We start from the raw sequence: 23,588 nt of genomic DNA, 5'->3' as shown, positions 1-23,588 counted from the left end.
GAGCGTCACCCCCTGTCCCGCTCGTCTCGGGATCCGTCATCGGCGGCGCGGGCGGCGACCACGACCGTCGCCGGACGTAGTTGCCGGTCGGCGTCACCGTAGCCGGGGCGCAGTACCTCGACCACGGTGCCGGGCTTGGCCTCGGTGTCCGCGCGGGTGGACACGGCCTCGTGCCGGGTCGGGTCGAACGCCACGCCGTGGTCGTCGCGGCGTGGGTAGCCCAGTCCGGCCAGCACCGTCAGGGCCTGGTCGCGGACCGCGCGGATGCCCTGCACGATCGAGCCGGGGTCGGCGTCGGCGTGGGTCAGGGCGAGGTCGAGGTTGTCCACGACCGGCAGCCAGGCCGCGGCCACCCGGCCGCGCTCGTCAAGGCGTTGCCGTTCGCTGTCTCGGGCTACCCGCTTGCGCAGGTTGTCCAGCTCCGCGGCGGTACGCCGCCACCGGTCTTCCAGCTCGGCCACTTGTGCCCGCAGCCGAGCCACCTCGTCCTCGGGCTCGTCCTCGGGCTCGGCCTGGTCGGCCGGGGCGGCCGGGTCGGTTTCGGGAGCGGGCGGCTCGGCCCGCTCCCGCACGAACCGCTCCTCCCGCGGCTGCTGCTCGCCGACCGTCGCTCGGCCGCCGGGGTCGAGGTGCTCGCCGGGGCCGGAGCGGATGCGGTCCTCGGCCATGGCGTGCCCTCCTCTCACTCGCTGGTGAACTCGGCGTCGATCACGTCATCACCGCCGCCGTCCCGCCGGGCGCCGCCACCGGCCTGATTGCCGGCGGTGCCTCCGGCCGCGGTATCCAGGCCGTAGAACAGCTGCTGCAGCTCCGAAGTCAGCTCCCGCAGCCGCTCGATACCGACGGTGTCGTCCTTGACGGCCTGGTGAGCGTCGCCGATGAGTAGCTCCGCGCGGGCCTTCTCGTGCGCGGGCGCGGCGTCACCCAACTCACCGAGGCGCTTCTCGACCTGGTAGGCGATGGTGTCCAGGGTGTTGCGGGCGTCGACGCGCTCGCGGATCTTGGCGTCCTCGCCGCGGTGCCGTTCGGCGTCGGCGACCATCCGCTCGACCTCACTCTGGTCGAGGTTGGAGCTTTCGCTGATGGTGATGGTCTGTTCGGCGCCGGTGTCCTTGTCCTTGGCGGAGACGTTGAGGATGCCGTTGGCGTCGAGGTCGAAGGTGACCTCGACCTGCGGCACCCCACGCGGGGCGGGCCGGATGTTCTCCAACCGGAACCGGCCCAGCACCCGGTTGTCCGCCGCGCGTTCCCGCTCACCCTGCAGCACCACCACATCCACGGCGTTCTGGTTGTCCTCCGCGGTGGAGAACACCTCGCTACGCCGCGCCGGAATGGTGGTGTTGCGCTCGATCACCTTGGTCATCACCCCGCCCAGGGTCTCCACACCGAGCGACAGCGGAGTGACGTCGAGCAGCAGGACGTCGGACATCTCGCCCTTGATCACCGCGGACTGCAGCGCCGCGCCAAGCGCGACGACCTCGTCCGGGTTGACCGTCATGTTCGGGTCCTTGCCGCCGGTCAACCGGCGCACCAGCTGCTGCACCGCCGGGATCCGGGTCGAACCGCCGACCAGGATCACCTCGTCGATGTCGTTCGCGGTCACCTTCGCATCCGCCATCGCCTGCTGCACCGGGCCCATGCAGCGCTCCACCAAGTCCGCGGTGAGCTGGTCGAACTTCGACCGCATCAGCGTGGTGTTCAGGTGCTTCGGCCCGCCGGCGTCGGCGGTGATGAACGGCAGGTTGATCGTGGTCTGGGACACCGAGGACAGCTCGACCTTCGCCTTCTCCGCCGCCTCGTACAGCCGCTGCAGCGCCTGCGGATCCTTGCGCAGGTCGATGCCGTAGTCCTTGCGGAACTCCTCGGCCAGCCAGTCCACGATCCGCCGGTCGAAATCGTCACCGCCCAGGTGCGTGTCGCCGGCGGTGGCGCGGACCTCCACGACCCCGTCGCCGACGTCGAGCAGGCTGACATCGAAGGTGCCGCCGCCCAGGTCGAACACCAGCACGGTCTCGTTCTTCTTCTTGTCCAGCCCGTAGGCCAGCGCCGCCGCGGTCGGCTCGTTGATGATCCGCAGCACGTTCAGCCCGGCGATCTTGCCGGCGTCCTTGGTCGCCTGCCGCTGGGCGTCGTTGAAGTACGCCGGCACCGTGATCACCGCTTCGGTGACCTTCTCGCCCAGGTACTTCGACGCGTCGTCGACCAGCTTGCGCAGCACCGCCGCAGAGATCTCCTCCGGCGCGACCTGCTTGCTACGCACATCGAACCGTGCCGCGCCGTTCGGGCCGGACACCACCTCATAGGACACCGTGTCCCGTTCGGTGGCCACCTCCTCGAACCGACGGCCGATGAACCGCTTCGCCGACGCGATGGTGCCTTTCGGGTTCAGGATCGCCTGGCGGCGCGCGAGCTGCCCGACCAGCCGCTCGCCCTGGTCGGTGTACGCCACGACCGACGGGGTGGTGCGGCTGCCCTCGCTGTTCGGGATCACGGTCGGCTGGCCGCCCTCCACGGTGGCGATCACCGAGTTGGTGGTTCCCAGGTCGATACCGACTGCCTTAGCCATGAGAAGCGCCTCCCCTCACGTGATCAGGACTGGCTGGTCTGCAGCAGTTCGCGGGCGCGTTCGGCGTGCGCGGGGTCGACCAGCACCTCGTAGCGGTCGGCGATCAGCTGGCTGGCCGAGAGGAAGTCCCGGCGGCCACCGGAGAGCGCGTGCCAGATCAGGGCCGCCACGGCGCCGACCACCGCGCCCCACAGCAGCGCCCACAAGATCACCGCGAACCACGCGACCGCGTTGGTGGTGAACAGCGCCAGGAACACGCCGAACAGCAGCCCGATCCACAGCCCGTTGAGGGCACCCAGCCCGGCCGCCTTCGGATACGTCAGCCGCCCGAGCACGTCTTCCACCATGCGCAGCCCTACGCCGCTGATGGTGGTGTGCTCGACCGGGAAACCCTTGTCGGACAACGAGTCCACCGCGCGTTCCGCGTCGGCGTAGTTGTCGAAACCCGCCACGACCTCCCGGTTACGGGAGCTGGTCACCTGAGCCAATCGAGCCATTGCTTCCGCCTCCCTGTTGTTCCTGTTGTTGTCAAGTCGCCTTCCATGGGGCCTCTCCGGCCACGAGCGCCACCACACGCATGCCGCGCGTAGCGGGAGAGAAATCACCGGCCAACCACCCGCATACCCGCCGCGGCTCGCACCAACCGGGTCCGCGGTCACCGCCGCCGACAGGTCGACGGGGTTCACCTGTCGGCTGGTGCGGATGCTGCGCCTAGCGTGATGCCGCGGGGCTGCGGTGCCGGTGTCGGTCGCCGTGCCCGCTGCGCGCCGTGCGCCTGGTTTTGCTGCCGTGCGCCGCACTGCCGGGATGGAGCACCCGCTCACCACGCAGTCGGCGTGGCGTGCAGGGCGCGGCGGGAGCGCTGGTCCGGGGTGGTCGATGCGGGGCCGGCACCAGCCGGGCGTCGGCGAGCAGGTCGAGCTGGCTCAACGTCGCCGCGACGTGTCCGGCCGCCTCGGTGATCACCACCGGAACTCCGAGTACGTCGCGCAGCAGGCGCAGCAGCAGCCCGAACCCGGTGAAGTCCAGGCGCCGGACCCGGTGCAGGTCGATCACGACCTGCCGGGCGCCGCCGGTGCGCAGCCGGGCCAGCCAGCCGGGCAGGTGCCGGCACAGGCGCTCGGCCTGCTCCGCGTTCGGACGCAGAATCCACACGCCGTCGCCGGAGTCGGCCAGCACGCGCCCGGCGGGCACCCCGCTGGCACGGGTCGGGCAGTCAGGCGTCCACGCCTGGGGCATACGCCGGTTGGTGCCGGTGCGCGCTGGCGGGGCGCCGTGCCCGGTGCTCGGCGCGGGCGTCGTTACGAACGTCGGTGCACTCGCCATCCCGAACACCACCTCCCATCCTGGCGTCCGCGAGCAGAGCGGGATGAGTTGGCCGTCGTTCACCCAACAAGACGTGCACGACTCCGTCCCGTGTTCCCGACACCACCCGTATTTGTGACTCACATCACACAAATCTTGAGTCTGTCAGGCTCAACTTCGGGAACAAGTGGCGGCTCAGGTTCGTCGTCATGGGTGTCCGGCCGCCGGGGCGGCAGGCTCTGGCGGACGCGGTATCGACACGTGATCAAGTTGTGGAGGTGAGAGCCATGACGCTTCCTGCTGTGCGATCGTCGAGCTCGCTGCGGCACTGGGACCCGTTCCGGGAGTTTGAGGACCTCTACAGCCAGATGGGCCGCTGGATGGACTCGGTGGCCGGCCGCCTCGACGAGGGTGTGCGGGCCTGGGCGCCGCTGGCCGACGTGACCGAGACCGAGGACGCCTACCTGGTCGAGGTCGACCTGCCCGGCATCAAGCGGGACGACATCACCATCGACGTGGTCGGCACCGAGCTGGCCATCAACGGTGAGGTCAAACAGAAGGAGCGACAGGGCTGGTTCCGGCACCGCACCCGCCGCACCGGCCAGTTCGCCTACCGGGTGACGCTGCCGCAGGACGTGAACGCCGACAAGATCGAGGCCACCCTCGACGAGGGCGTGCTGACCGTCCGCGTGCCCAAGACCGAGGCGGCCAAGCCGCGCCGCATCGCGATCACCGGCAAGTGACCGTCCCCCGGCAGTCCACAGGCAATGCCCGCGCCACCTGCCCCGCCCAGCAGGGCCGGGGGTCGGTGGCGCGGGCGCGGCTGTGGCTGTGAGAAACCGGGCTGCTAGCTCGTCGCGGCTCCCGCTGTGGTGGCGTCAAGCCGGAACTTGGCCAGGGCGCTGGCGAAGGTGTCCTGTTCGTGGGCGGCAACCAGCGTCTCGGCGACGTCCCGGAGTTTGGTGTTGGTGTTCTGCGAGGCTCCCTTGAGCAAGTGGAACCCGCCATTGGCGTCGCAGCCGAAGTGGCGCATCAGCAGGCCCTGGGCCTGCCCGATCGTCTGCCGGGTCTCCAGCGCCACCTTGAGCTGGTCCACCAGGCGGCGGCTGTCGTGGAACAGCTGCGCGTTGTCGAACACCACGCCGGCGTGCACCGTCAGCAGCAGCGCGACATCGTGGACGGTCTCGTCGAATCGGTGCGGCTCATCGGAGAACACCGTCAGCACCGCCGACCCGCCCGATCCGCCGCGATGGCGGGTCGGCACCGGCAACACCAGGACACTGCGATAGCCCTGTTCGGCCAGGTGCGCACTGAACCGCGGCCACCGCTGATCGGTGCGCGTGTCGTCCACCCGGCGGGGCTCGCGATACCGCAACGCGCCCACGAGCGGCCCGTCGCCGGTCAGCAGGTCCTGCGCGGGCACCGCTGCACCCGGCGTCGCGCATGCCGCCACCACGTCCGCTTGCTCGGCCCGCGCGCCGGTCACGGTGACGGTGACCGCCGCGCAGCCCGGCACGGTGCGCAGCACCCGCTCGGCGAAGCGCCCCAGCGCGCCCGTCACGTCGTCGTCCTCGACCAGCCGCGACACCTCGGCCAGCTCCTGGGCGATGGTCAGCAGCTCGGTTTCGCCGGTCATGCGCACAAACCCCTTTGTCGCGGCAACGGCCACGGTCACGCGGGCTCACCCCGGCCTGCCGCGGGAGCGCCGGAGGCGACCTTCATCGCATCCGATGCTGCGCTGCTGAACACCGACCGTCGATGACCGTACCGAAGTATCGAGGTCGCCCCCGACGACCCCAAGTCTCGGCACCGCCCGCGCCGGCCGCAACCGTCCAGCCCACCACCTCCCCGAAGTCCCTCGCCCTCTGGCAAGCGGGCAGCGCCGTCACTAGCATGTCGGTCAGCCGCGGTTGTGCAGTCAGCCGGGACGTGCTGCAAACCCACTCAGGTGGAGCAGGACAACCAGGCCCATCCGCACCTGCGACGGCTCGCGCACCGCACGACTCCGGCGCGGGCCACGGCCGGCGTCCCCTCCGCCGCATCGCGAGACGGAGGTCTGGCCGTGTCCCCTGCCCACCCGCTGCCGCCGGGACGTCCCAGCCGACCTCCCTGGGGCGTGTCATGACCGACCGCCTCATTCGGCCACCCGCCGCCGGCGAGCCCGACCACCCGGACCACACGCCCGCCGGCCACGGCACGTGTCCCGCGTTCCGGGTTGCGCTGAGCAGCCCCACACCCACCGCGCTGCTCGCAGAGGTCCACGGCGAGCTAGACCTGCTCACCGCGCCCCACCTGCGGACCCGGCTCAGCCACGCCCTGACCAGCACCGAGCACACCGTGCTCGTCACGGACCTCACCGACGTGCGGTTCCTGGGCGCCGCCGGCATCACCGCGCTCCTGCAGGCCCGCGAAGACGCACACCAGCACCGGATCGCGTTCCGGGTCGTCGCCACCCACCGGCCCGTACTCCTGCCGCTGACCCTGCTCGACCTGACCACCACGTTCGACGTCCACCCCAGCCGTGCCCAGGCCCTGGCCGCACCGTCATATCCCGCAGGCAACGGCCGCGTCCGGCGCGAACAACCACCGACCCCGGACGGCGGCGAGCCAGGTTCAGAAGGCCACGGCCCCTGACACGACCAGGCGGCACGCGCAACCCGAACTCCACCAGGCGCGCGACGACACAACATCCATAGACCGTGGTGAGGGGATGCAACCTCATCGCCATCAGGCTGTCCGGCGAGTGCGAGCCCACTCCAGCGCGCAACCGACTCGCGGATCGCCTCGTCACCTGGCAGCGTTGCCGGGCACGCCGCTGGGTTGCGATGGAAACACCGCCCACGCCGTGCCTGGGCGCCGCTGGGTCAGTGAGCTGGTCGAGTGGAAGTCGGCCCAGGGAACGACACGGCACCTAGCGTGGACACCGCTCAGGTTTGCTGTGGTGAACCGTCGGGTATCTCCGGGGATGACTCTTCGCCGTGGAGAGTGTTCTCGGACGAAGGTGGTGTGGTGCCATGTCCACCCAGGCGTGGGAGACGGCAGGCAGCACCTCGACAGCGCCCGGCGTGAGCTGCGACCTCGATACGACACCGACCAAGCACGTGCGTCGGCTGGTCCGCGGCTTGGTGGCCGACCACGGCGGCGTGGTCGTCGAGGACGCCGTTCTGGTGGCCGATGAGCTGGTCAGCAACGCGCACCGACATGGTGCGCCCCGGCGCACCTGCCGCGCCACGCTGATCCATCATGGTCGGCGGCTGCGGATCGAGGTCGACGACACCGCGAGCGGGCTGCCCCGGATCCGTCCGCCGGATCACTCGGGGGGACGCGGCCTGCTGCTGGTCGACCGGCTGGCGTCGGCCTGGGGCGTGCAGCACCGCGCCGGTGGCAAGACGGTGTGGGCCGAGCTGGCCCTGGACGGCGCAGGACATAACGGTGCGTCCCGGCATCTGGCGGTGGCACGCGCGCGAGGCACCGAACCCCGTAGTGGCGGCTCGCTCACCTCGGCATCCTGGCCCGCCCTCACCGACACCTCCCACGTGCCGACGTGACCCCTCCCAGCGAGCAACCGCCGCCGGTGGAGTTGAGCATCCGCTCGCACCGAGAGGCCGACGACGGCACCCTGGTGATCGAGGTGACCGGCGAGGTCGACCTGGACACCGCGCCGCACCTGGCCGCGGCGATCATCGAGTGCCTCGATCGGGAGGCCGGCCGCGGCCCCTGCATCCTGGATCTGACCGCGGTCACGTTCCTGGACTCCGCCGGACTGACCGTGCTGCTGCAGGCCACCCGGCACGCGGGACGGCGGCACGCATCGCTGCCGGTCGTGGTCGACGCGAACCGTCCCGTCATCAGGCCCATCGAGGTCACCGGCCTCGACGACGTCCTGGCGCTCTACCACACGGTCGACGAGGCGCTGCAGGCTCCCAGACCCTAAGCCGCCCCCTGGGTTGCTGAGAGAGCGTCGGCGGCCACCGACCTCCGGCTGATGCATCCGAGCGATGCGCGGCGACCGGTGGTGCACGATCGCGCCGACCCTGGGGTGGAGCGGTCACGGTTCACTCGTTCGGGTTGAGTCCGCCGTCGGGCCGCGGCCATTGTGGTCCGCCGACCGTAGGGTGGCCGCGTGCGCGCCATCACCCGCAGCAACCAGGTCGCTGGCGGTGCGCACGGCACACCCCCACCACGGGATCACCTCATCATCGGGTGCGCGGGCGCCGAGCAGGTGCCAGGCCCGACCGTGCGCTACGCCGTGATCACACCCGAGGGCCTGTTGATGGTGCGCGAGGCGGTCGGCGACACGGGGCCAGACGAGTGGGGTGAGCCCTACCAGCACGAACTGTGGACCGCGGTACGCGACCAGGTCGATCCCGACGGCGGCGCCGTCAACGGCGTGCCGCTGGCCGGCGGGATGCGCGCCAAAGTGGCCGACGCGGCCGATCACCTGCCGCGAGTCCACCCGCCCAATCCGGTCGGCTCGGCCGTGCTGATCTCGCTGAGCTGCGCGCCGCGGGTCTGGCGCGGCAGCATCGCGATCATGGGCGAGGAGACCGACGAGGGCATCACGACCTCGCTCACCGCCGACCAGCTCGACACGCTGGCCGGGGCACACCGGCGGGCCCTCTCCTTCTACGCGCGCTGCCGTTGATCCCCGCACCGGCGCGGACTGAGCCGATGCGGAGCCGTGACTGAACGTGCCGGGCGATCAGGGTTGCGTCGCGGTGTCCAGCCGGCTGCGCAACTCGGCGATCTGGGCGTGTGCGGCGGCGAGTTCGTCTTCCAGCGCGATAATCCGGGCGCTCGCGACGATCCCGTGGCCGTCGTCGAGCAGACCCCGGATGCGCGCGGCGAGGTGCAGCTGGCGGCGGCTGTAGCGGCGGTGCCCACCACCGGAACGCTGCGGACGCACCAGCCCAGCGGTGTCCAGGCTGCGCAGGAACGCCTGCTGCACACCGAGCATCATCGCGGCCTGCCCGGTGGTGTACGCCGGATAGTCGACATCATCGAGATCGCGCAGATCAGTACTGGTCACGAGCGGGCCTCCCACGGACACCACGGGTCGACCTGACCCTCACCCGACACTCTCCGAACCACGGTACCTCCAGTGGCGCCTTGACATAATCTACAGTACTCACTATAAGAAAAGTATCGGTCAGAACCTGGTGGACACACAGCTGGGGAGTGATCGAGATGGATGGCACGAGCATCGCCCGCACGGCGGGAAGCGACCTCGCGTGGCCCCTGGAGGTCGGGCCGGCTCGCTTCGCCGACCTGATCTGCGCGGAGCCCGCGTGGGTGCGCGCGGAGTTCGACGCGATCGTCGCCGCCAACTTCGGCTCCTCCGCGACGCGGCCTCTCCCGCCGCACGACCGGCCACCAGGACCAGCGCCCACCCGTCGCCACCGCGGCGACGAGGCGTCGTCGCGCCGCGACCCGCTGTCCCACGCTGTCAGCGGTGATCTCGCGCGGACCGCGCGGCGAGTCGGAGCTCGCGAACGGTCTCCTCCGCCGCCGCTGTGCGACGCCGCGCCGACCGCGCGGACCCTCTTCCCGGATCGCAGCACCAGCGAACACGTAAGGAGGTGATAACGGCACGACCGTACCGGGGCACCATCACGTGAACCTGCCCGTGGCAGCCGGCTCTCGTCGTTGGCTGGCACACCGGTGAGCAATGCCAGCACCGCGTCTCGTGACGCACCTACCGACCCGCCACGGCCAGCACCGGTCACGGTCGTCGCTGGGGACAGCGTCCAGCCTTCCTCGATCATGTGAATCCGCGAGGCCCGCCACTGCATCGCCAGGGCGGGCTTCGGCGCGTCCGGGCACCCCCAGGTTCCCTCGCCGTCGTCGCCGAAGTTGTGGTCACGGGAACAGAAAAGCTGAGCGGACCGTTAGCAAGAATGAGCGGCGGGGATGCAGCCCCGTCCGATCGGAACTGACCTGATCGACAACCTGATGGTGTGGAAGGAGACTGTGACATGTTGATGCGTACCGACCCGTTCCGCGAGCTCGACCGGCTGACCCAGCAGTTCTTCGGCGCCAACGGAACCGCGGCCCGTCCCGCGGCGATGCCGATGGACGCCTACCGCACCGGGGACGAGTACGTGGTCGCATTCGACCTGCCCGGCGTCAGCCCGGACTCGATCGAGGTGAACGTCGAGCAGAACGTGCTGACCGTCAAGGCCGAACGCCCCGGCCAGACCAAGGAGCACGTGGAGTACCAGGTCGCCGAGCGGCCCCGCGGCGTGTTCAGCCGGCAGCTGTTCCTGGGCGAGGCTCTGGACGCCGAGCACATCCAGGCCGGCTATGAGGCCGGTGTGCTGACGCTGCGAATCCCGGTGGCTGAGAAGGCCAAGCCCCGCAAGATCGCCATCAGCGCCGGCAGCGACCGCAAGCAGGTCAACGCCTGACCCGCACGCCCTCGCCGGCCCCGCCGACGCGCCCCGTCGGCGGGGTGTTTCCGGGGCCGTGCCGGGGGAAGCCGACGAGGTGCGGGAAAGGAGGGAACCGATGACCGACACCAGGCATGACGGCGCGGCGCCGATCGACGCAGCGCGGACCGAGGTCGCGCGCGTCGGCGGGACGCGGATCGACGGGGCGCTGGCCGATGCCCGGCGGCGGCTCGCCGACACCGCCACCGCCCTGCGCACCGGTTTCCCTGGCGCGGCCGAGGTGTCCGCGGTCATCACCGGCACGCACGAGGTCACCACCACCCTGGCCGACCTGGTGCAGACCCTGATGGACCGCACCCCGGCCCTCGCCGAGCGGCACGGCCCGCAGGTCAGCAACGAGATCCACGCCGATCTGCGGGCACTGCACGGCTGCCTGACCACCGGCGCACTGCTGCTCGCCCCCGCCCTGGACGACCTGGCCGGTACCAACCGCGACGGGAAGACGCCGCAAGGGGAGGAATGACGATGAGCCTGGACAAGCCCTGGAACGACGTGGCCGACCAGCTGCGCCCCGCCCGACCCGACCTGGAGGACGAGTCCGGCGCGGACCCGCTCACCGAGCCGATCGACGTGGTCGAGGCCGACCCGGCCGACGTGGCCGATCAGCGGCGCGTCGTGCCGCTGCCCGACGAGCCCGCCGACGACCAGTCCTGGCCGTGATCGACGGGAGCAACGTGCGATGCCCCGTTCCCGCACTCGTTCAGGATCACCGCCCGGCGCGTCGCTGGCCGTCGCGCTGACGAGGGTGACCGAGGCCGTGCAGCACGCGGTAGGCCGCGTGACAGCCGGCCACGGGCCCGGCCCTGCCGGCCTGCGCGAGGAGACCTGGCAGCTGATCTATCTGCTCGGCGCGTTGGGTGACCTGGCCGCAGCGCTGGCACCGCAGGTCGGCGGCTATCCCGAGCGGTATCGGCTGCGTGCCGACGACGACGTCGACCCCGCCGAGCACGTCGCCCGCACCTGCCGGGAACTGGCCGCGCTGCGCCACGCGCTGGACGAGGCGGAAGGTGCCGCCCGCGAGGTCTACACCGCCGTCAGCCACCTGCACACCGTGCCCGAGAACACCGTGCCCGAGGACACCACGGGAACGGCGAGCAGGACCGACCATCCCTGACGGAGCGGATGACCATGTCACCGTCACCGGTACCCGACCCGTACGAAGTACTCGGCGTCTCGCGGGAGGCGACGCCGAGCGAGATCGCCGCGGCCTACCGGGCACTGGTGCGCCACCTGCACCCCGACGCCGCGCACGCACCCACCGATCCGGCCCGCCTGACCGAGGTGCTCGCCGCCTACGCCGAGTTGCGCGATCCACGCCGACGCGCGACCGACGACCGCGACCATCCCGCCCCGTCACCATGTCGAGAGCCCATCTCCATTCCCGTGCGGATCCACCGCCCCGGTGCGCGCAGCCAACCCGACCTGCGAGTCGGCCCCGTCCGCCGCCACCTCCACTGACCGCGCGACTGACCGCCTCCGCACCGACTTTCACCGGGTCCGCGACTTGATGCCCGGCAGGCGTGTCACCACCGGTTCCCGCAGGTCATGTGGCATCGACTGCGCTGGCGCACCGGATGCACCCCAGGGTTCATGGGTAACGGGCGGCCTGACGGGATACCCGAGGTAGTCAGGCGTTGCGGCGCCCGGCAGCCGACGAGAGGCAATCATGGACCGCGCACGGGACGAGATGTGGCCACAGGTGCTGGACGAGGTCACCGGCGCGCTGGAAAGCCTGACTGCGGCGTTGGGCAGCGTGGACGACTTCACCGTCTTGCTCCAGCAGGTGTGCGCCCAGGTCACCAAGGCCATACCGGGCGTGGACGAAGCGACCGTGACCCTGCTCGACGATGGCAACGCCCGGACCGCGGCCACGACCAGCGACGTCGTCGCCGGCCTCGACGGTGACCAGGGATGCAGCGCCGTGCGCAGGGCGATCTCCCGCCGGGGCGCGTGCACCGAGAACAGCAGGACACCGAAGGCGTCGGTCGGGAAATCGCTGTAGTCGTCGAGCTTGCCGGTGACCTTCGCCAGGGACTCGGTGCCGGTGTCGTGTTCGAGGAAGAATCGCACCGCGCGGCCCGCCTCCTCCCAGCAGCCGTAGCCGTCCGGGCGCAGCCGGGTCTCCCGACCGGCACCCAGGTACCGCCAGAAGAACTCGGTGCACCGCTTCTCCGACCACCACTGGGTCAGCCCGCCCACCTCGCCCTCGCGGCCCTCCTCGCGCAGCCGGGCAGGGTTGCGGTGGGCGGCGAGGGAGCAGAAGAAGTCGTTCACGCCGAGCTGGTGTTCCAGCTTCGGCCACAGCGCGAGCCGTTCCAGGCTCTCGGTGTACGCCTTCGGCGACGGTGGTTTCTCCGCGCGCTGTGCCGCGATCAGCCGTGCGCCGAGGTAGCCCAGCGCGTAGCGCGTCTGGCTGGTTCCGCCGCGCAGGTAGGACTCGCGGAACGCGAACACCACGCCCAACTCCCGCAGGTGCCGCAGCCGGTCCTGCGCGCGGCGCACCGACAGGAACTCGATCGCGGCGATCTGGTTGGTGGTCAGCACCTTGTGCTCGGCCAGCAGGGCCAGCAGTCGCCGGTCTCGGTCGACCAGGCGGAACCACAGGCCCGCGTCGGGTTCCCCGGCCCTCCGGCCGCCGCGCCCCGCGCGCCCCCGATGTGTGGATGGGTGAGGACCACTCCTCAGTCGGCCTTCCGCCTGTTCCCGCCGAAACCACCGCTGACCAGCGGAGTTAGTAGCAGCGGCCTCGGCGTTTTGGTCGGCGGATTCAGAACGCCGAGCCCCCGCCGACCCAGACGCGGAACGAGACGCCAACCCATCCGCACCGACTACGCCACGACTGCCAGTGCGGTCAGCACTGTCCACCATGATCACCACCGCCTTCCACCCGGAGCGGCCGAGAGATCCCCGGCACCCCTCAACTCCGGATTTCGGCCCCGAAATTGACAGCGGTAATCAAAAAGTGACAGAACCGTGCTCTCGCTGTGACCAGCCGTGCGGTGATCGTGCCTCGTCGATGCTCGGCGAGTGGTGACCATATCGGCCCGTCCCTTCCAGTGTGCCAGGAAACCCCTGCACTACTGAAGGCCGATTTTTCGGCCGATTTTGGACACCGACCCCGCCACTGTGACCAGGCCGTTACCCGTGCTTGCGCGGCTCAGGTGGAGCATCTTGGGCCTCCTGTGCGCGGACTTCACGCGCGTTCAGCGCTGCCCCTCGGGTGTCGACGGTTGGATCTCCAGATGTCGCGCGATGTGCAGATTCGTCCGCAGACCGAGGGCGCGCTATGAGGCGTGGACGGTGAGAACATGGCGGATCGAGCGCGTCCACTGTCCGCCGAGCACGGTAGGCAGATCCGCGAGTTCGCCCACTGAGGCCACAAGGTGCGCGACCTGTGCAGCGTGGCTGCGCAGCATGTCCAGGGCCAGGGCGAAGTCGTCCGATCGGCGGCGGCAGTACGAGAACGAGCCGATCAGGCGGATCGACCGGCGGAAGAGGTCACGCAGCGGCGTTGGAAGGTGGACGCCGGGGTGGTAGGCGTTCTGGACGATGATGGTGCCGCCGTCACCCACGAGTCGAAGGGCAAGGTCGAGCGGCGCTGGATCGGCTCCGGTGGCCGCGTCCACCACGACGTCGAAGGTCTGCTGCGGGGACAGCGCGGCGGGTGATCGGAACGAGGCCGGCACTGCCTTGGCTACGGCGTCGAAGGGAGGGCGTCCGTCGCGGTGCACAATGGTGACTCTCCAGCCCTGCTGGTGGGCGTAGAGCGCGGTGAGTAGGCCGACTGTGCCCGCGCCGACGACGGCCAGGTGTCCTGGTGAGGCGATCGGGTTGCACCGTAGGCCGTGGATGGCGACCGCAGCCGGGTCGGCGAGAGCCGCGTGGAGTGGATCTGCGCCCTGCTCCGTGACCGCGAGACCGATTCTCGCGCCGCGCTGCGCCATTACTGGCGGCAGGTCAGCGACGCGGCGGTGACCTACGGGCCGCTGTTCTTCGAGTTGTCCGGGCACGCGATGCAGGGCCGCGCGCACGCGGTCAGCCTGCGCGAGTCACTGATCCAGCCGTGGCTCGAACCGCTCGAACTGATCTTCCAGCGGCGCGGGTCCGACGGCGCGCAGGCCGCGGTGCAGGCCAGGATCAGCCTCGCCGTCGCTCGCGGCCTGCTGCTGGACCTGCTGCTCAGCGGTGACCGGGCCGGCGTCGACGCGGCCATGGGCCACCTCATCGACACCGAACTCGGCGCCCGCTGAGCACTGGTCCCGCGAGGGGGAACGGGGCCGGTCGATTCGTCCTCGCGGGCGGGCTCGCCGAGGCGCTGACCACGGTACGATTGGTCAATCGTCCAGCCACAGGGTGGTGGTGTCCCGGTGACGACAGCAGTGTCATTCGGAGTCGAAGAGATCCGGCTGGGGCCGGGCAGTCACGTCTGCGCCTTCTACCGCGGCGCGGCCGATCGGGACCGGTTGCTGACCGGGTACCTGTCGGCCGGGCTGGAGGCCGGCGACAAATGCATCTGTGTGGTGGATTCGGCGCGCACGGCCCAGCGGTTGACCATGCTGGCGGCCCCGCCCGCGCACGACACGCAGCTCGACATCCACCTGCCCGAAGCCACGTATCTGGCCGGGGGCCGGTTCGGCACGGCCGAGATGCTCACGTTCTGGTCGGAGTGCCTGGACAAGGCGCAGACCGAGGGCTACGGGTTCTCCCGGATCGTCGGCGAGATGACGTGGGCGCTGCGCGACGCGCCCGGCGTGGAGCATCTGGTGGACTACGAGTGGGAGCTGAACCGGCTGATGGGCCGCAACCCGACCGTGGTGCTGTGCCTCTACGACCTCGACCTGTTCAACGGGGAAGTGGTGGTGAACATCGTGAAGACGCATCCGCTGGTGTTCATCCAGGGCATGCTCGTCGAGAACCCCTACTACGTCGGTCCCGACGAGGTTCTGCATGCGACCGGAACATGACGGGCTGACCCGCCTCCCCGAACGACCGTGGCGCGACGACGACGGCATCGCGCCGGTCACGCTGGTGGATCCCGCGGACGCCGATCCCGCGCAGCTTCGCAAGCGGCTCGGTGACATGCGGGCGCTGCTGGTGATCTCGCTGCTGATGACCGAGTCCGTCAACGAGGACCAGATTTTCTCGCTGGCCACGTCGTCCGCGCTCGGACTCGGCGGCTGCCGGATCGACGGCTACCACTTCACGGACGGGACGTGGCGGCCGGGCACCGGATGTCTCGCCGCGACCCGTGAGCTGACCGGGCAGGTCGCGCTGCTCGACGGCGGCGGTCCGATCGAGCTGGCCGGGCGCACCTGGGCGTGGGCGTACCCGCTGCGCAGCGCGTCGGAACTGCTCGGGCACGTCATCGCGTCCAGCGACGCCGAGCCCAGCGGCGACGAGCGCTTCCTGCTCCAGGTGCTCGCCCAGCAGACCGCGGTCGCGGTGTCCAACGCGCGGCTGCACGCGAAGGAGTGCGCGTCCGCGGCGCAGCTCGCCGAGACGAACGAGGCGCTCGCCGACACGGTGGCGTCGCTGCGCCGGAGCATGCAGATCCACGAGCGGCTGACCCGGGTCGCGGTGTCGGGTGACGGGCAGCAGGGCATCGCGGACGCTTTGCACGAACTCACCGGGATGCCGGTCGCGATGGAGGACCGCTACGGGAACCTCACCGCGTGGTCCGGTCCCGGCCGGCCGGACCCGTATCCGAAGGAGTCGTTCGCGACCCGGGAACAGTTGCTGCGCCGGTTGATGCGGGCGGGAAAGCCGTTACGCGACGGGCATCGGCTGACCATGCTCGCCTCCCCGCGACCCGACGTGCTGGGCGTGCTCGCGCTCGTCGATCCGGAGCGCCGGGCCGACAGCGCCGATCTCGTGGCGCTGGAGCACGGCACGACCGTGTTGTCGATGGAACTGGCGAGGCTGCGCGGTATCGCCGACACCGAACTGCGGCTGCGCCGGGATCTGGTGCACGACCTGCTGACCGGAACCGACACCGACAGCGCACACGCCCGCGCGGACGCGCTCGACTACGACCTGCGGCGGCCACACCGGGTCGTGCTGATCGAGGGCAAGGGCCGCTCGCGGCGCCCGGACGCGTTGCTCGAAGCAGTCCGGCGTGCACTGCGGTCGGCCGAACTCGACGCGCTGGACGAGACGCGGTCGGGAAGTGTCGTCGTGGTCACCGCGGGACAGACCAATTGGGACCGGTTACGGCGCGACGTGCTGTCCAATCTCGGCGGCGGCCAATGCCAGATCGGCGTCGGCGGAATCCGGGTCGATCCCACGGAGCTGCCCGGCTCACTGCGCGAAGCCCGGCTCGCCCTGCGGTTGCAGAAGACGTTGCTGTCGAGCGACAGCGTGTGTGAGTACTCGAAACTGGGTGTGTTCCGGATTCTCGCCACCGTGCCGGATCTCGACGAGCTGGAAGTCTTCGTCCGGGAATGGCTCGGCTGCCTGCTGGACTACGACGCCCTGCGCGGGTCGGAACTGGTACACACACTGACGCAGTACCTGGAGCACGGCGGCAATTACGACGCCACTGCCGCCGAACTGTCCGTGCACCGCAGCACATTGAAGTACCGGCTGCAACGGATCCGCGAACTGACCGGGCTCGAACTGAACGACCCGGACGTGCATTTCAACCTCCAGCTCGCCACGCGGACGTGGGGCACGCTGCAGGCGCTGCGCTCGCAGACGTAAGGGCGCTGTCCGCCGCGCGGGGTTTCACTGTGGGCTCGTCGCTCCACCGCGATCGCACCTGGTTCCCGCAGGGTCAGGTTCCGGCGGTTCTTCGTCCCGTGATGACCTGTGGGGGAAGCCACTTCCGGGCGGATGCTGAGGTTCACGACCCCAGCGAGAGGAGCCCGATCATGATTGATGTCCGTAATCCCCAGGACGGTTTCGCGGCCTTACGCGCCCGGATCAGCGCACTGGGCGACCCGGTGGGCGACGACCGCGGCGCGGACGGTGAGCCGCTGACCGTCGGCGAGTGGGCGCTGCTGATCGACGACATCGTGGAGCATCCGGACCAGAACACCGAGGCGCTGTGGAACGTGGCGAGCCCGGAGGAGGACGACCGCGAGTACGACGCGATCTTCATCGGCGGCGGCGCGGCCGGGCGGTTCGGCTCCGCGTTCCTCAAGGCGCGCGGCGGACGCCAGCTCACCATCGACGCCTGGCCGTTCCTCGGCGGCTCGTGCCCGCACCAGGCCTGCGTGCCGCACCACCTGTTCTCCGAGTGCGCGCGGGAACTGGACCTCGCGAAGCACATGCAGGGCAAGCTCTGGTACCCGGAGTTCGACGCGAGCAAGGCGAGCATTCTGGAGATCGTCAAGCTGTTCCGCGCCGGCCGGGGCATGCCGCACGCGATCATGAACTGGCAGTCCAAGGAACAGTTGGGCATGGAGTACATCCTCAACGCGGCGGCCACCGTGATCGACGAGCACACCGTCGAGGTGGACGGCAGGCGGTTCCAGGCGAAGAACCTCGTGCTGTGCACCGGCGCCCGCACCGACTTCCCGGCCGAGATCAGTGGTCTGGACCGCAAGGGCGTGTACGACTTCGCGAGCCTCATCGAGGAACTGGACGAAGAACCGACCCGGTGCGTCATCATCGGCGGCTCGAAGGTCGCGCTGGAGTACGGCTCGTTCTTCCAGGCGACCGGTTGCCAGACCACGATCCTGACCCGCAGCCCGCTGCTGCGCACCGCGAGTCTGCACCACGTCGACGAAGGCCTGCGCGACTACGTGATCGACATGATGGTGGACCGGGGCATCGAGATCGTCGAAGGCGCGCAGACCCTCGACGTGCTGGGCGACGACCGGGTGACCGGGGTCCGCTACCGGGACGCGAACGGCGAGATCGTGGAGGTGGAGACGGACTTCGTGTTCGTCGGCACCGGCGAGCGGCCGGATCTGCGGATGTACGAACCGCTCGGGCTGAAGATCGACGACCGGGGCTTCGTGGTGGCGGACGCGACGATGCGCACCTCGGTGCCGAACGTGTACGCCGTCGGCGATCTGCTCGGCCCGCCGATGGAGATGTTCAAGGCGCGCAAGTGCGGGGTCACCGCGGCCCGCAACATCATGGGCGAGCACCACGAGTTCGACTTCAGCGAGTACCCCGACTTCTTCCATACCACCTACGAAGTCACCTGGTGCGGGCTGTCCGAGGCCGAGGCGCGCACCGAGTACCCGAACGTCATCAAGATCCAGATGCCGCCGGACGACGCCGACCCGGAATCGTTCGCGCTGCCCGCCGCCGAGGGTTCGATGCTGTACGCGTTCACAAGGCCGATCCTGTCCGGCTGGCTGAAACTGTTGGTGGACGCGGATTCCCGCAAGATCGTCGGCGCGCATCACGTCGGCTACGGCGCGAAGGACGCGTTCCAGTACATCGACTACCTGATCCGCAGGCCCGAGGGCTTCACCATCGACCAGATGGCCGACCTGAACGAGCTGTTCCTGAACCCGGAGCACTTCATCCAGTTGTCCCGGCTGCGGGCGGGCCAGATGTCGCTGGTGAGCCTGTGACCGGCGACGTGCGTTTCCCAGCGGAGGCGGCGAAATGACTGCCGAGCGGGTCGCGCTGGTCACCGGCGGGGCGTCCGGGATCGGGCGGGCGATCTGCGCGCGCTTGCGCGAGGACGGCCTGCAGGTGGCCGCGGTCGACCTGAAGCCGGACGCCGCCGCCGAGGTGGCCATGTTCGCCCGAGGCTGCGACGTGACCGATGAGTCCGATGTGGACAGTGCGGTGGCCGCGGTGCTCGACCGATTCGGCGCGATCGACGTACTGGTCAACAATGCCGGGATCACCGGGTCGCAGGCGGCCACGACATGCCACGAAACGCCGGTGGAGGAATGGGACCGGGTGCACACGGTGAACGTGCGCGGCCCGTTCCTGGCCAGCCGTGCGGTGCTGCCTTCGATGGTGGCGCGCGGCAGCGGGCACGTCATCAACATCGCGTCGATCGCCGGGCTGGTCGCGTTTCCCGGGCGCTGTGCCTACACGGCGTCGAAGGGTGCGGCACTGATGCTCGCCAAGTCCATCGCGGTGGACTACGCGGCGGCCGGGATCAGGGCGAACGCGGTGTGTCCCGGAATGGTCTATACCCCTATGACAAGCTGGCGGCTGGACCAGCCCGCGCTGCGAACCCAGGTGGAGGACCGGATTCCGGTGGGCCGGGTGGCCACACCGGACGAGATCGCGGACGCGGTCTCGGTGTTGGCGTCCGGGCGAATGTCCTATGTGACCGGTCACGCGCTCGTGATCGACGGCGGAATGACCGCTCTGTGAAAGACGCGCGGTGAGAGACAAGGAGAGTCGAATGGCAGGCAGGCTGGCCGGACGGGTCGCGGTGGTGACCGGCGGCGGCGGTGGCATCGGTGGCGCGGCGGCGAAGTTGTTCGCCGAAGAGGGCGCCGCGGTCGCGGTGCTCGACGTGGCCGCCGCGGCGGCGAAGGAAACCGTGGACGCGATCCAGCAGGCGGGCGGCACGGCCATCGCGGTGACCGCGGACATCACGGACGCGCGCGCGGTGGACGCCGTGTTCGACCGGATCGAGCGGGAGCTGGGCAGCGTCGGCGTGCTGTACAACAACGCGGGCGTGAACAGTGCGGGCTCGGTGGTCGACGCCGAAGAGGACGACTGGGACCGTTGCATGGCGGTCAACGTGAAGGGCACGTTCCTGTGCGCCAGGGCCGCGGCACGCCAGATGGTGCGCAGCGGCAAGGGTTCCATCGTGAACCAGGGGTCGGTCGCGGCGCTCGTCGGCGTGGCCAACTTCGCCGCGTACTGCGCGTCGAAGGGCGCCGTGGTGGCGTTGACCCGGTCGATGTCGGTGGATCTCGCGCCGAAGGGCGTGCGGGTCAACGCGATCTGCCCGGGCACGGTGTACACGCCGCTGATGGAGCCGATGCTGACCGCGCGCGGCGGCGGTGACCTGGAGAAGGGGCTCGCCATGACGACGGCGAAGTACCCGATCGGCAGGCTCGGCACGCCGGCGGAGATCGCGAACGTCGCGCTGTTCCTGTCCAGCGACGAAGCCGCGTTCCTCACCGGCTCGGTGGTGGCCGCGGACGGCGGGATGACGTCCCAGTAGGACAGTCCTCGAAGGAGAGTGGTGACATGCGGATCGCAATCGGGGTCGGGCCGGAGGTCGTCGGCGCGCCGGCGCAGCCGGGCGAGATCGTCGAACAGGTGCGCAAGGCAGAGGCGGACGGGTTCGCCTCGGCGTGGAGCGTGCACTTCTCCCGCGGGGTGGACGCGCTCAGCGTCCTCGCCGTGGCCGGCGCCGGAACGAGCCGCATCGCACTGGGTGCGGGCGTGGTGCCGACCTATCCACGGCACCCGCTCGCGCTCGCGCAGCAGGCGGCGACGGTGCAACAGTTTTGCGGCGGCCGGTTCACGCTCGGCGTCGGGGTGTCGCACCGCCCGGTGATCGAGGGCCTGCACGGCTTGGCGTTCACCAGCCCGGCCGAGCACATGCGCGAATACCTGAGCGTGCTGCGCCCGCTGCTGCGCACCGGAGAGGTGTCCTATCGCGGCCGGTTCTACCGGGTGGAGGGTGGGTTCACGGTGCCGGGCACGACCCCGATGCCGGTGCTCGTGGGTGCACTGGGCCCACGCATGGTCCGGGTCGCGGGGGAGTACGCGGACGGTGTGGTGACCTGGCTCGCCGGCCCCCGCACGCTGGGCGACGAGATCGTGCCGGCCCTGCTGAAGGCGTCGTCGGCGGCGCCGAGAATCGTCGCGGGCCTGCCAGTGGCGGTATGCGACGACGCCGAGACCGGCCGTGCGGCGGCCGAACAGGTCTTCGCACGCTACGGCGGGCTGGAGAACTACCAGCGCCTGTTCGCACGGGAGGGCGTGTCGTCGCCGGGCGAGCTGGCGGTCACGGGAACGGAAACCCAAGTGGCGCAACAGATTAAGCGCTACGCGGAGCTGGGCGTCACCGAACTGTGGGCGACGGTGTACCCAGTGGGCGATGCCCCGGCCGCGAGCATCGCCCGGACCAGGGCGCTGTTGGCGGAGTTGAGTGGTTGAGTGTCGGGGTATCCGTGGCCTGCTGAAGGCCCGATCAGGCGTCGTCGACCGGCTCCAATTCGACGGCAAAGCCGTGAAACAGCCTCTCGCTGAGATGTTGACGGTGGGCGCCGAAGTACTGTGCAGCCGAGGTCGACTACAGGTGGCCTTCAAGAATCCCGATATACCACCGGTCGGGTCGCGGGCTGCTGCTTCCCGGAAATCGTGAATATGTGGTCCTGCATCCGGCGACCACGATTTTTGCCGGTTCGAGATGGAATTCTCTGCTGAATTCCATCTCGCCGAGACCGCCAACCGCGAACGTCAACGGATGGACGCCGGGGGCAAGGTCGACCCATTTACGTCCCTGTCGCAGCCCAGGCCCGGCCCTGAAGAGTATTCTCGTTCCTTGGCGAATGAACACGAGTCGCCATGTCTACGGCGGAGGCGTGCTTCCTCCTGGAATTAACGCGTAGGCCAACAGGCCGGTACGCCCTTCTCGACGTGCGCGCTTCAACATGTGACGCGCGAAACGGGGAATTCGGCGCTCCTCGACCTGAATCTCGACATACTCGTCCCGCTTCACGACCTACCCTCGGCAAGAGGCAATCAGACTGTCCAATATTCCATCGACCGACCGAAGGGCTTGCTCCGAAGATATCTCTTTGCTGCCAGCGAAATCGCTACATGCCGAGAATCGAGCTGACGATCGGCCGAACAGGCCAACGTCCGGCAGCCCCGGCCGCGAATCCGCGGCCGGGGCGTTCTGCTACCTCCCGTAGCGCTGCCAGTGTGCGGCGAACAGGTCCTCCTCGCTCACGACACGTGGCGGGATCGGGCGCGACACCCACGTCAGGTTCACGAAATGGCGGGCGTTGACGTTCTCCGTCGTGATATTCCCGCCCCAGGTGCCGCAGCTCAGGCTCAGGGTGAACGGCAGGCCGTTACGCGGGCTGCCCGCGCCTTCGTTCAGGTTCTGGTTCACCAGCACCCGCGCGGTTTTCGTGGTCGACGCGAGGCGGGCCACATTCTCGTCCGAGCTGGTGTGGATGCCGCATGTGTGGCCGAGTCCTTGATACCCGGTGATGTCGTTGACGAGTTTCGCCGCATTGTCGATGCCGCCCTCGTAGCGATAGACCGCCAGCACGACGGACAGTTTCTCGCCGGAGAAGGGGTGTCCGGGGCCGGTGCCGGATTCCTCGACCAGCAGCAGGCGGCAGGTGTCCGGCACCTCGAAACCGGCGAGGTGAGCGATGTGCGGCGCCGGTTTCGCGACCACGTCGATTGTCGGGATCGGACCGTTGTCGGGCCACATCGCCTTGCGCAGCAACGCTTTCTGCTCGCCAGAGCACAGGTGCCCGCCGCCGTCGACGAGTCGCCGGACCAGCTCGTCGTACACCGAGGCGTGCGCGACGACGGCGTTGTCGGCCAGGCAGCTCGTGGCCTCGTCGAACGTCTTGGCCGTGATGATCGCCTCGGCGGCGTCGGCCAGGTCGGCGGTCTCGTCCACCACGTGCACCGAGTTGCCGACCCCGACGCCGTAGGCCGGGGTGCCGGAACTGTAGGCCGCCTTGACCATCCCGGCGCCACCGGTCGCGACGACGAGATCGGCGCCGCGCATCAGCAGACGCGTCTTCGCCAGCGACGGCTCCGGCACCACCTGCACCAGGTCCTCGGGCGCGCCGACCTGACGGCACGCCTCGCGCATGTAGTCGACGACCATTTCCGTGCTCTGCCGCGTCCTCGGGTGCGGCGCGCACACGATCGCGTTGCGGCCCTTCAGCGCGAACAGCGCCTTGACCGGCGGCGTCGCGTCGGGTCCGGTCGTCGGGATGAGCGCGGCGACGACCCCGACTGGCTTCGCGATCTGCACGATCCCGGCCTCCGGCCGTTCCGCCACCACGCCGACGGTACGCACCGGCCCCATGTCGGCCAGCACGCCCGTGACCCGCTTGCCGATCTTGGCGACCTTGTCCGCGTAGTTGCCGAACCCGCCCTCGTCGACGGCGAGCTTCGCCAGCTTCTCGGCGTGGTCCTTGCGCACCACCGCCCACGCGACGGCGGTGACCAGCTCGTCGACCTGGTCCTGGTCGTAGTGCTCGATGGCGTCGGCCGCGGCGCGCGCCCGGCGCAGCACGGCGTCGATTTCGGTACGGACGGCGTCCTCGGATGGCTCAGTCATGAGACCACGGTCGCCCCCGGACGGCCCTATTCCATCGATCCGGCAGGGCGAGCCGGCGCCGATT

27 protein-coding genes are annotated in these 23,588 nt (G+C 69.9%); 18 read left to right on the top strand and 9 right to left on the bottom strand.

Features of this window, described 5'->3' with window-relative positions:
* Positions 1 to 5: 5 nt before the first annotated feature.
* The 4 genes from ATK30_RS04005 to ATK30_RS03990 all read right to left on the bottom strand — a co-directional run bounded on the left by ATK30_RS04005 (position 6) and on the right by ATK30_RS03990 (position 3,892).
* Positions 6 to 668, bottom strand: a complete 663-nt coding sequence (locus ATK30_RS04005) for a nucleotide exchange factor GrpE (RefSeq protein ID WP_101434356.1) — start codon at positions 666 to 668, stop codon at positions 6 to 8.
* Between the two features lie 14 nt (positions 669 to 682).
* Positions 683 to 2,566 (bottom strand): molecular chaperone DnaK, encoded by a 1,884-nt coding sequence (gene dnaK / locus ATK30_RS04000; RefSeq protein WP_098085302.1) that lies wholly within the window; start codon positions 2,564 to 2,566, stop codon positions 683 to 685.
* Positions 2,567 to 2,589: 23 nt separating this feature from the next.
* The gene (locus tag ATK30_RS03995) at positions 2,590 to 3,045 is read right to left on the bottom strand and encodes a YflT domain-containing protein (RefSeq protein ID WP_244194494.1); all 456 of its coding nucleotides are present in this window, start codon (positions 3,043 to 3,045) and stop codon (positions 2,590 to 2,592) included.
* Between the two features lie 232 nt (positions 3,046 to 3,277).
* Positions 3,278 to 3,892, bottom strand: a complete 615-nt coding sequence (locus tag ATK30_RS03990) for an STAS domain-containing protein (RefSeq protein WP_143271350.1) — start codon at positions 3,890 to 3,892, stop codon at positions 3,278 to 3,280.
* A 266-nt stretch (positions 3,893 to 4,158) separates the two neighbouring features.
* Between ATK30_RS03990 and ATK30_RS03985 the strand changes: the two genes are divergently transcribed.
* Complete coding sequence (locus tag ATK30_RS03985; RefSeq protein WP_098085294.1) at positions 4,159 to 4,614, top strand: Hsp20/alpha crystallin family protein; 456 nt, start codon at positions 4,159 to 4,161, stop codon at positions 4,612 to 4,614.
* 104 nt (positions 4,615 to 4,718) lie between these two features.
* Here ATK30_RS03985 and ATK30_RS03980 read toward each other — a convergent pair whose 3' ends face one another.
* Positions 4,719 to 5,507: a GAF and ANTAR domain-containing protein gene (locus tag ATK30_RS03980; protein ID WP_229434788.1), complete on the bottom strand. Its 789-nt coding sequence runs from the start codon at positions 5,505 to 5,507 to the stop codon at positions 4,719 to 4,721.
* Between the two features lie 485 nt (positions 5,508 to 5,992).
* Here ATK30_RS03980 and ATK30_RS44975 point away from each other — a divergent pair, with 485 nt between their 5' ends.
* From ATK30_RS44975 to ATK30_RS03960, 4 genes are all read left to right on the top strand, one after another.
* The gene (locus tag ATK30_RS44975) at positions 5,993 to 6,505 is read left to right on the top strand and encodes an STAS domain-containing protein (RefSeq protein ID WP_158242447.1); all 513 of its coding nucleotides are present in this window, start codon (positions 5,993 to 5,995) and stop codon (positions 6,503 to 6,505) included.
* Between the two features lie 380 nt (positions 6,506 to 6,885).
* Positions 6,886 to 7,419, top strand: coding sequence for an ATP-binding protein (locus tag ATK30_RS03970; protein ID WP_194999834.1), 534 nt, complete (start codon positions 6,886 to 6,888; stop codon positions 7,417 to 7,419).
* Entirely contained in the window at positions 7,416 to 7,805 is a 390-nt protein-coding gene (locus ATK30_RS03965) for an STAS domain-containing protein (protein WP_158242446.1), read from the top strand. The genes ATK30_RS03970 and ATK30_RS03965 overlap by 4 nt, the downstream gene beginning before the upstream one ends.
* A 189-nt stretch (positions 7,806 to 7,994) precedes the next feature.
* Positions 7,995 to 8,516, top strand: a complete 522-nt coding sequence (locus tag ATK30_RS03960; RefSeq protein ID WP_098085288.1) for a hypothetical protein — start codon at positions 7,995 to 7,997, stop codon at positions 8,514 to 8,516.
* A gap of 57 nt (positions 8,517 to 8,573) precedes the next feature.
* Here ATK30_RS03960 and ATK30_RS03955 read toward each other — a convergent pair whose 3' ends face one another.
* Positions 8,574 to 8,900, bottom strand: a complete 327-nt coding sequence (locus tag ATK30_RS03955) for a MerR family transcriptional regulator (protein WP_098087040.1) — start codon at positions 8,898 to 8,900, stop codon at positions 8,574 to 8,576.
* Positions 8,901 to 9,058: 158 nt separating this feature from the next.
* Here ATK30_RS03955 and ATK30_RS03950 point away from each other — a divergent pair, with 158 nt between their 5' ends.
* From ATK30_RS03950 to ATK30_RS03925, 6 genes are all read left to right on the top strand, one after another.
* Entirely contained in the window at positions 9,059 to 9,454 is a 396-nt protein-coding gene (locus tag ATK30_RS03950) for a hypothetical protein (RefSeq protein WP_143271349.1), read from the top strand.
* Between the two features lie 392 nt (positions 9,455 to 9,846).
* Positions 9,847 to 10,278: an Hsp20/alpha crystallin family protein gene (locus ATK30_RS03945; protein ID WP_098085284.1), complete on the top strand. Its 432-nt coding sequence runs from the start codon at positions 9,847 to 9,849 to the stop codon at positions 10,276 to 10,278.
* A gap of 100 nt (positions 10,279 to 10,378) precedes the next feature.
* Complete coding sequence (locus tag ATK30_RS03940) at positions 10,379 to 10,783, top strand: hypothetical protein (protein WP_098085281.1); 405 nt, start codon at positions 10,379 to 10,381, stop codon at positions 10,781 to 10,783.
* Positions 10,784 to 10,785: 2 nt separating this feature from the next.
* Complete coding sequence (locus ATK30_RS03935; protein ID WP_098085278.1) at positions 10,786 to 10,980, top strand: hypothetical protein; 195 nt, start codon at positions 10,786 to 10,788, stop codon at positions 10,978 to 10,980.
* 85 nt (positions 10,981 to 11,065) lie between these two features.
* A complete protein-coding gene (locus ATK30_RS03930) occupies positions 11,066 to 11,434 on the top strand; it encodes a hypothetical protein (protein ID WP_098085277.1) in 369 nt (122 codons plus the stop codon).
* Between the two features lie 14 nt (positions 11,435 to 11,448).
* Complete coding sequence (locus ATK30_RS03925; protein ID WP_098087039.1) at positions 11,449 to 11,778, top strand: J domain-containing protein; 330 nt, start codon at positions 11,449 to 11,451, stop codon at positions 11,776 to 11,778.
* Positions 11,779 to 11,808: 30 nt separating this feature from the next.
* Here the strand turns inward: ATK30_RS03925 and ATK30_RS45955 are convergent, their stop codons facing one another.
* Positions 11,809 to 12,879 (bottom strand): replication-relaxation family protein, encoded by a 1,071-nt coding sequence (locus tag ATK30_RS45955; protein ID WP_279629982.1) that lies wholly within the window; start codon positions 12,877 to 12,879, stop codon positions 11,809 to 11,811.
* A 725-nt stretch (positions 12,880 to 13,604) separates the two neighbouring features.
* Entirely contained in the window at positions 13,605 to 13,949 is a 345-nt protein-coding gene (locus tag ATK30_RS03910; protein WP_143271348.1) for an MDR/zinc-dependent alcohol dehydrogenase-like family protein, read from the bottom strand.
* Positions 13,950 to 14,165: 216 nt separating this feature from the next.
* Between ATK30_RS03910 and ATK30_RS03905 the strand changes: the two genes are divergently transcribed.
* The 7 genes from ATK30_RS03905 to ATK30_RS03875 all read left to right on the top strand — a co-directional run bounded on the left by ATK30_RS03905 (position 14,166) and on the right by ATK30_RS03875 (position 21,363).
* The gene (locus ATK30_RS03905) at positions 14,166 to 14,570 is read left to right on the top strand and encodes a TetR family transcriptional regulator (protein WP_101434352.1); all 405 of its coding nucleotides are present in this window, start codon (positions 14,166 to 14,168) and stop codon (positions 14,568 to 14,570) included.
* A gap of 117 nt (positions 14,571 to 14,687) precedes the next feature.
* Positions 14,688 to 15,284, top strand: a complete 597-nt coding sequence (locus tag ATK30_RS03900; protein WP_158242445.1) for an MEDS domain-containing protein — start codon at positions 14,688 to 14,690, stop codon at positions 15,282 to 15,284.
* The gene (locus ATK30_RS03895; RefSeq protein ID WP_101434350.1) at positions 15,268 to 17,019 is read left to right on the top strand and encodes a helix-turn-helix domain-containing protein; all 1,752 of its coding nucleotides are present in this window, start codon (positions 15,268 to 15,270) and stop codon (positions 17,017 to 17,019) included. The genes ATK30_RS03900 and ATK30_RS03895 overlap by 17 nt, the downstream gene beginning before the upstream one ends.
* Before the next feature lie 170 nt (positions 17,020 to 17,189).
* A complete protein-coding gene (locus ATK30_RS03890) occupies positions 17,190 to 18,851 on the top strand; it encodes an FAD-dependent oxidoreductase (protein WP_183126906.1) in 1,662 nt (553 codons plus the stop codon).
* Between the two features lie 34 nt (positions 18,852 to 18,885).
* Positions 18,886 to 19,614 carry an SDR family NAD(P)-dependent oxidoreductase gene (locus ATK30_RS03885; protein WP_101434349.1) on the top strand — a complete coding sequence of 243 codons (729 nt, stop codon included), beginning with the start codon at positions 18,886 to 18,888 and terminating at the stop codon, positions 19,612 to 19,614.
* 31 nt (positions 19,615 to 19,645) lie between these two features.
* A complete protein-coding gene (locus tag ATK30_RS03880; RefSeq protein ID WP_101434348.1) occupies positions 19,646 to 20,419 on the top strand; it encodes an SDR family NAD(P)-dependent oxidoreductase in 774 nt (257 codons plus the stop codon).
* Positions 20,420 to 20,445: 26 nt separating this feature from the next.
* On the top strand, positions 20,446 to 21,363 hold the full coding sequence (locus tag ATK30_RS03875) for a TIGR03564 family F420-dependent LLM class oxidoreductase (RefSeq protein WP_101434347.1): 918 nt from the start codon (positions 20,446 to 20,448) through the stop codon (positions 21,361 to 21,363).
* A 748-nt stretch (positions 21,364 to 22,111) separates the two neighbouring features.
* On the opposite strand, the gene ATK30_RS03870 is transcribed toward ATK30_RS03875, so the two are convergent.
* Complete coding sequence (locus ATK30_RS03870) at positions 22,112 to 23,524, bottom strand: aldehyde dehydrogenase family protein (protein WP_101434346.1); 1,413 nt, start codon at positions 23,522 to 23,524, stop codon at positions 22,112 to 22,114.
* Positions 23,525 to 23,588 lie beyond the last annotated feature (64 nt).

This window comes from Amycolatopsis echigonensis (genome assembly GCF_002846615.1).
GTDB classification, from domain to species: Bacteria; Actinomycetota; Actinomycetes; order Mycobacteriales; family Pseudonocardiaceae; genus Amycolatopsis; species Amycolatopsis echigonensis.
Note: the sequence above shows the minus strand (reverse complement) of the source record. Positions and strands in the feature narration are given on the sequence as shown.

Coding starts and splice junctions, on each gene's coding strand:
- dnaK (WP_098085302.1), bottom strand. CDS start 2,566: ATGGCTAAGGCAGTCGGTATCGACCTGGGAACCACCAACTCGGTGATC.
- ATK30_RS03990 (WP_143271350.1), bottom strand. CDS start 3,892: ATGGCGAGTGCACCGACGTTCGTAACGACGCCCGCGCCGAGCACCGGG.
- ATK30_RS03880 (WP_101434348.1), top strand. CDS start 19,646: ATGGCAGGCAGGCTGGCCGGACGGGTCGCGGTGGTGACCGGCGGCGGC.
- ATK30_RS03870 (WP_101434346.1), bottom strand. CDS start 23,524: ATGACTGAGCCATCCGAGGACGCCGTCCGTACCGAAATCGACGCCGTG.
- ATK30_RS03925 (WP_098087039.1), top strand. CDS start 11,449: ATGTCACCGTCACCGGTACCCGACCCGTACGAAGTACTCGGCGTCTCG.
- ATK30_RS44975 (WP_158242447.1), top strand. CDS start 5,993: ATGACCGACCGCCTCATTCGGCCACCCGCCGCCGGCGAGCCCGACCAC.
- ATK30_RS03935 (WP_098085278.1), top strand. CDS start 10,786: ATGAGCCTGGACAAGCCCTGGAACGACGTGGCCGACCAGCTGCGCCCC.
- ATK30_RS03970 (WP_194999834.1), top strand. CDS start 6,886: ATGTCCACCCAGGCGTGGGAGACGGCAGGCAGCACCTCGACAGCGCCC.
- ATK30_RS03895 (WP_101434350.1), top strand. CDS start 15,268: ATGCGACCGGAACATGACGGGCTGACCCGCCTCCCCGAACGACCGTGG.
- ATK30_RS04005 (WP_101434356.1), bottom strand. CDS start 668: ATGGCCGAGGACCGCATCCGCTCCGGCCCCGGCGAGCACCTCGACCCC.
- ATK30_RS03985 (WP_098085294.1), top strand. CDS start 4,159: ATGACGCTTCCTGCTGTGCGATCGTCGAGCTCGCTGCGGCACTGGGAC.
- ATK30_RS03945 (WP_098085284.1), top strand. CDS start 9,847: ATGTTGATGCGTACCGACCCGTTCCGCGAGCTCGACCGGCTGACCCAG.
- ATK30_RS03875 (WP_101434347.1), top strand. CDS start 20,446: ATGCGGATCGCAATCGGGGTCGGGCCGGAGGTCGTCGGCGCGCCGGCG.
- ATK30_RS03980 (WP_229434788.1), bottom strand. CDS start 5,507: ATGACCGGCGAAACCGAGCTGCTGACCATCGCCCAGGAGCTGGCCGAG.
- ATK30_RS03890 (WP_183126906.1), top strand. CDS start 17,190: ATGATTGATGTCCGTAATCCCCAGGACGGTTTCGCGGCCTTACGCGCC.
- ATK30_RS03885 (WP_101434349.1), top strand. CDS start 18,886: ATGACTGCCGAGCGGGTCGCGCTGGTCACCGGCGGGGCGTCCGGGATC.
- ATK30_RS03950 (WP_143271349.1), top strand. CDS start 9,059: ATGGATGGCACGAGCATCGCCCGCACGGCGGGAAGCGACCTCGCGTGG.
- ATK30_RS03940 (WP_098085281.1), top strand. CDS start 10,379: ATGACCGACACCAGGCATGACGGCGCGGCGCCGATCGACGCAGCGCGG.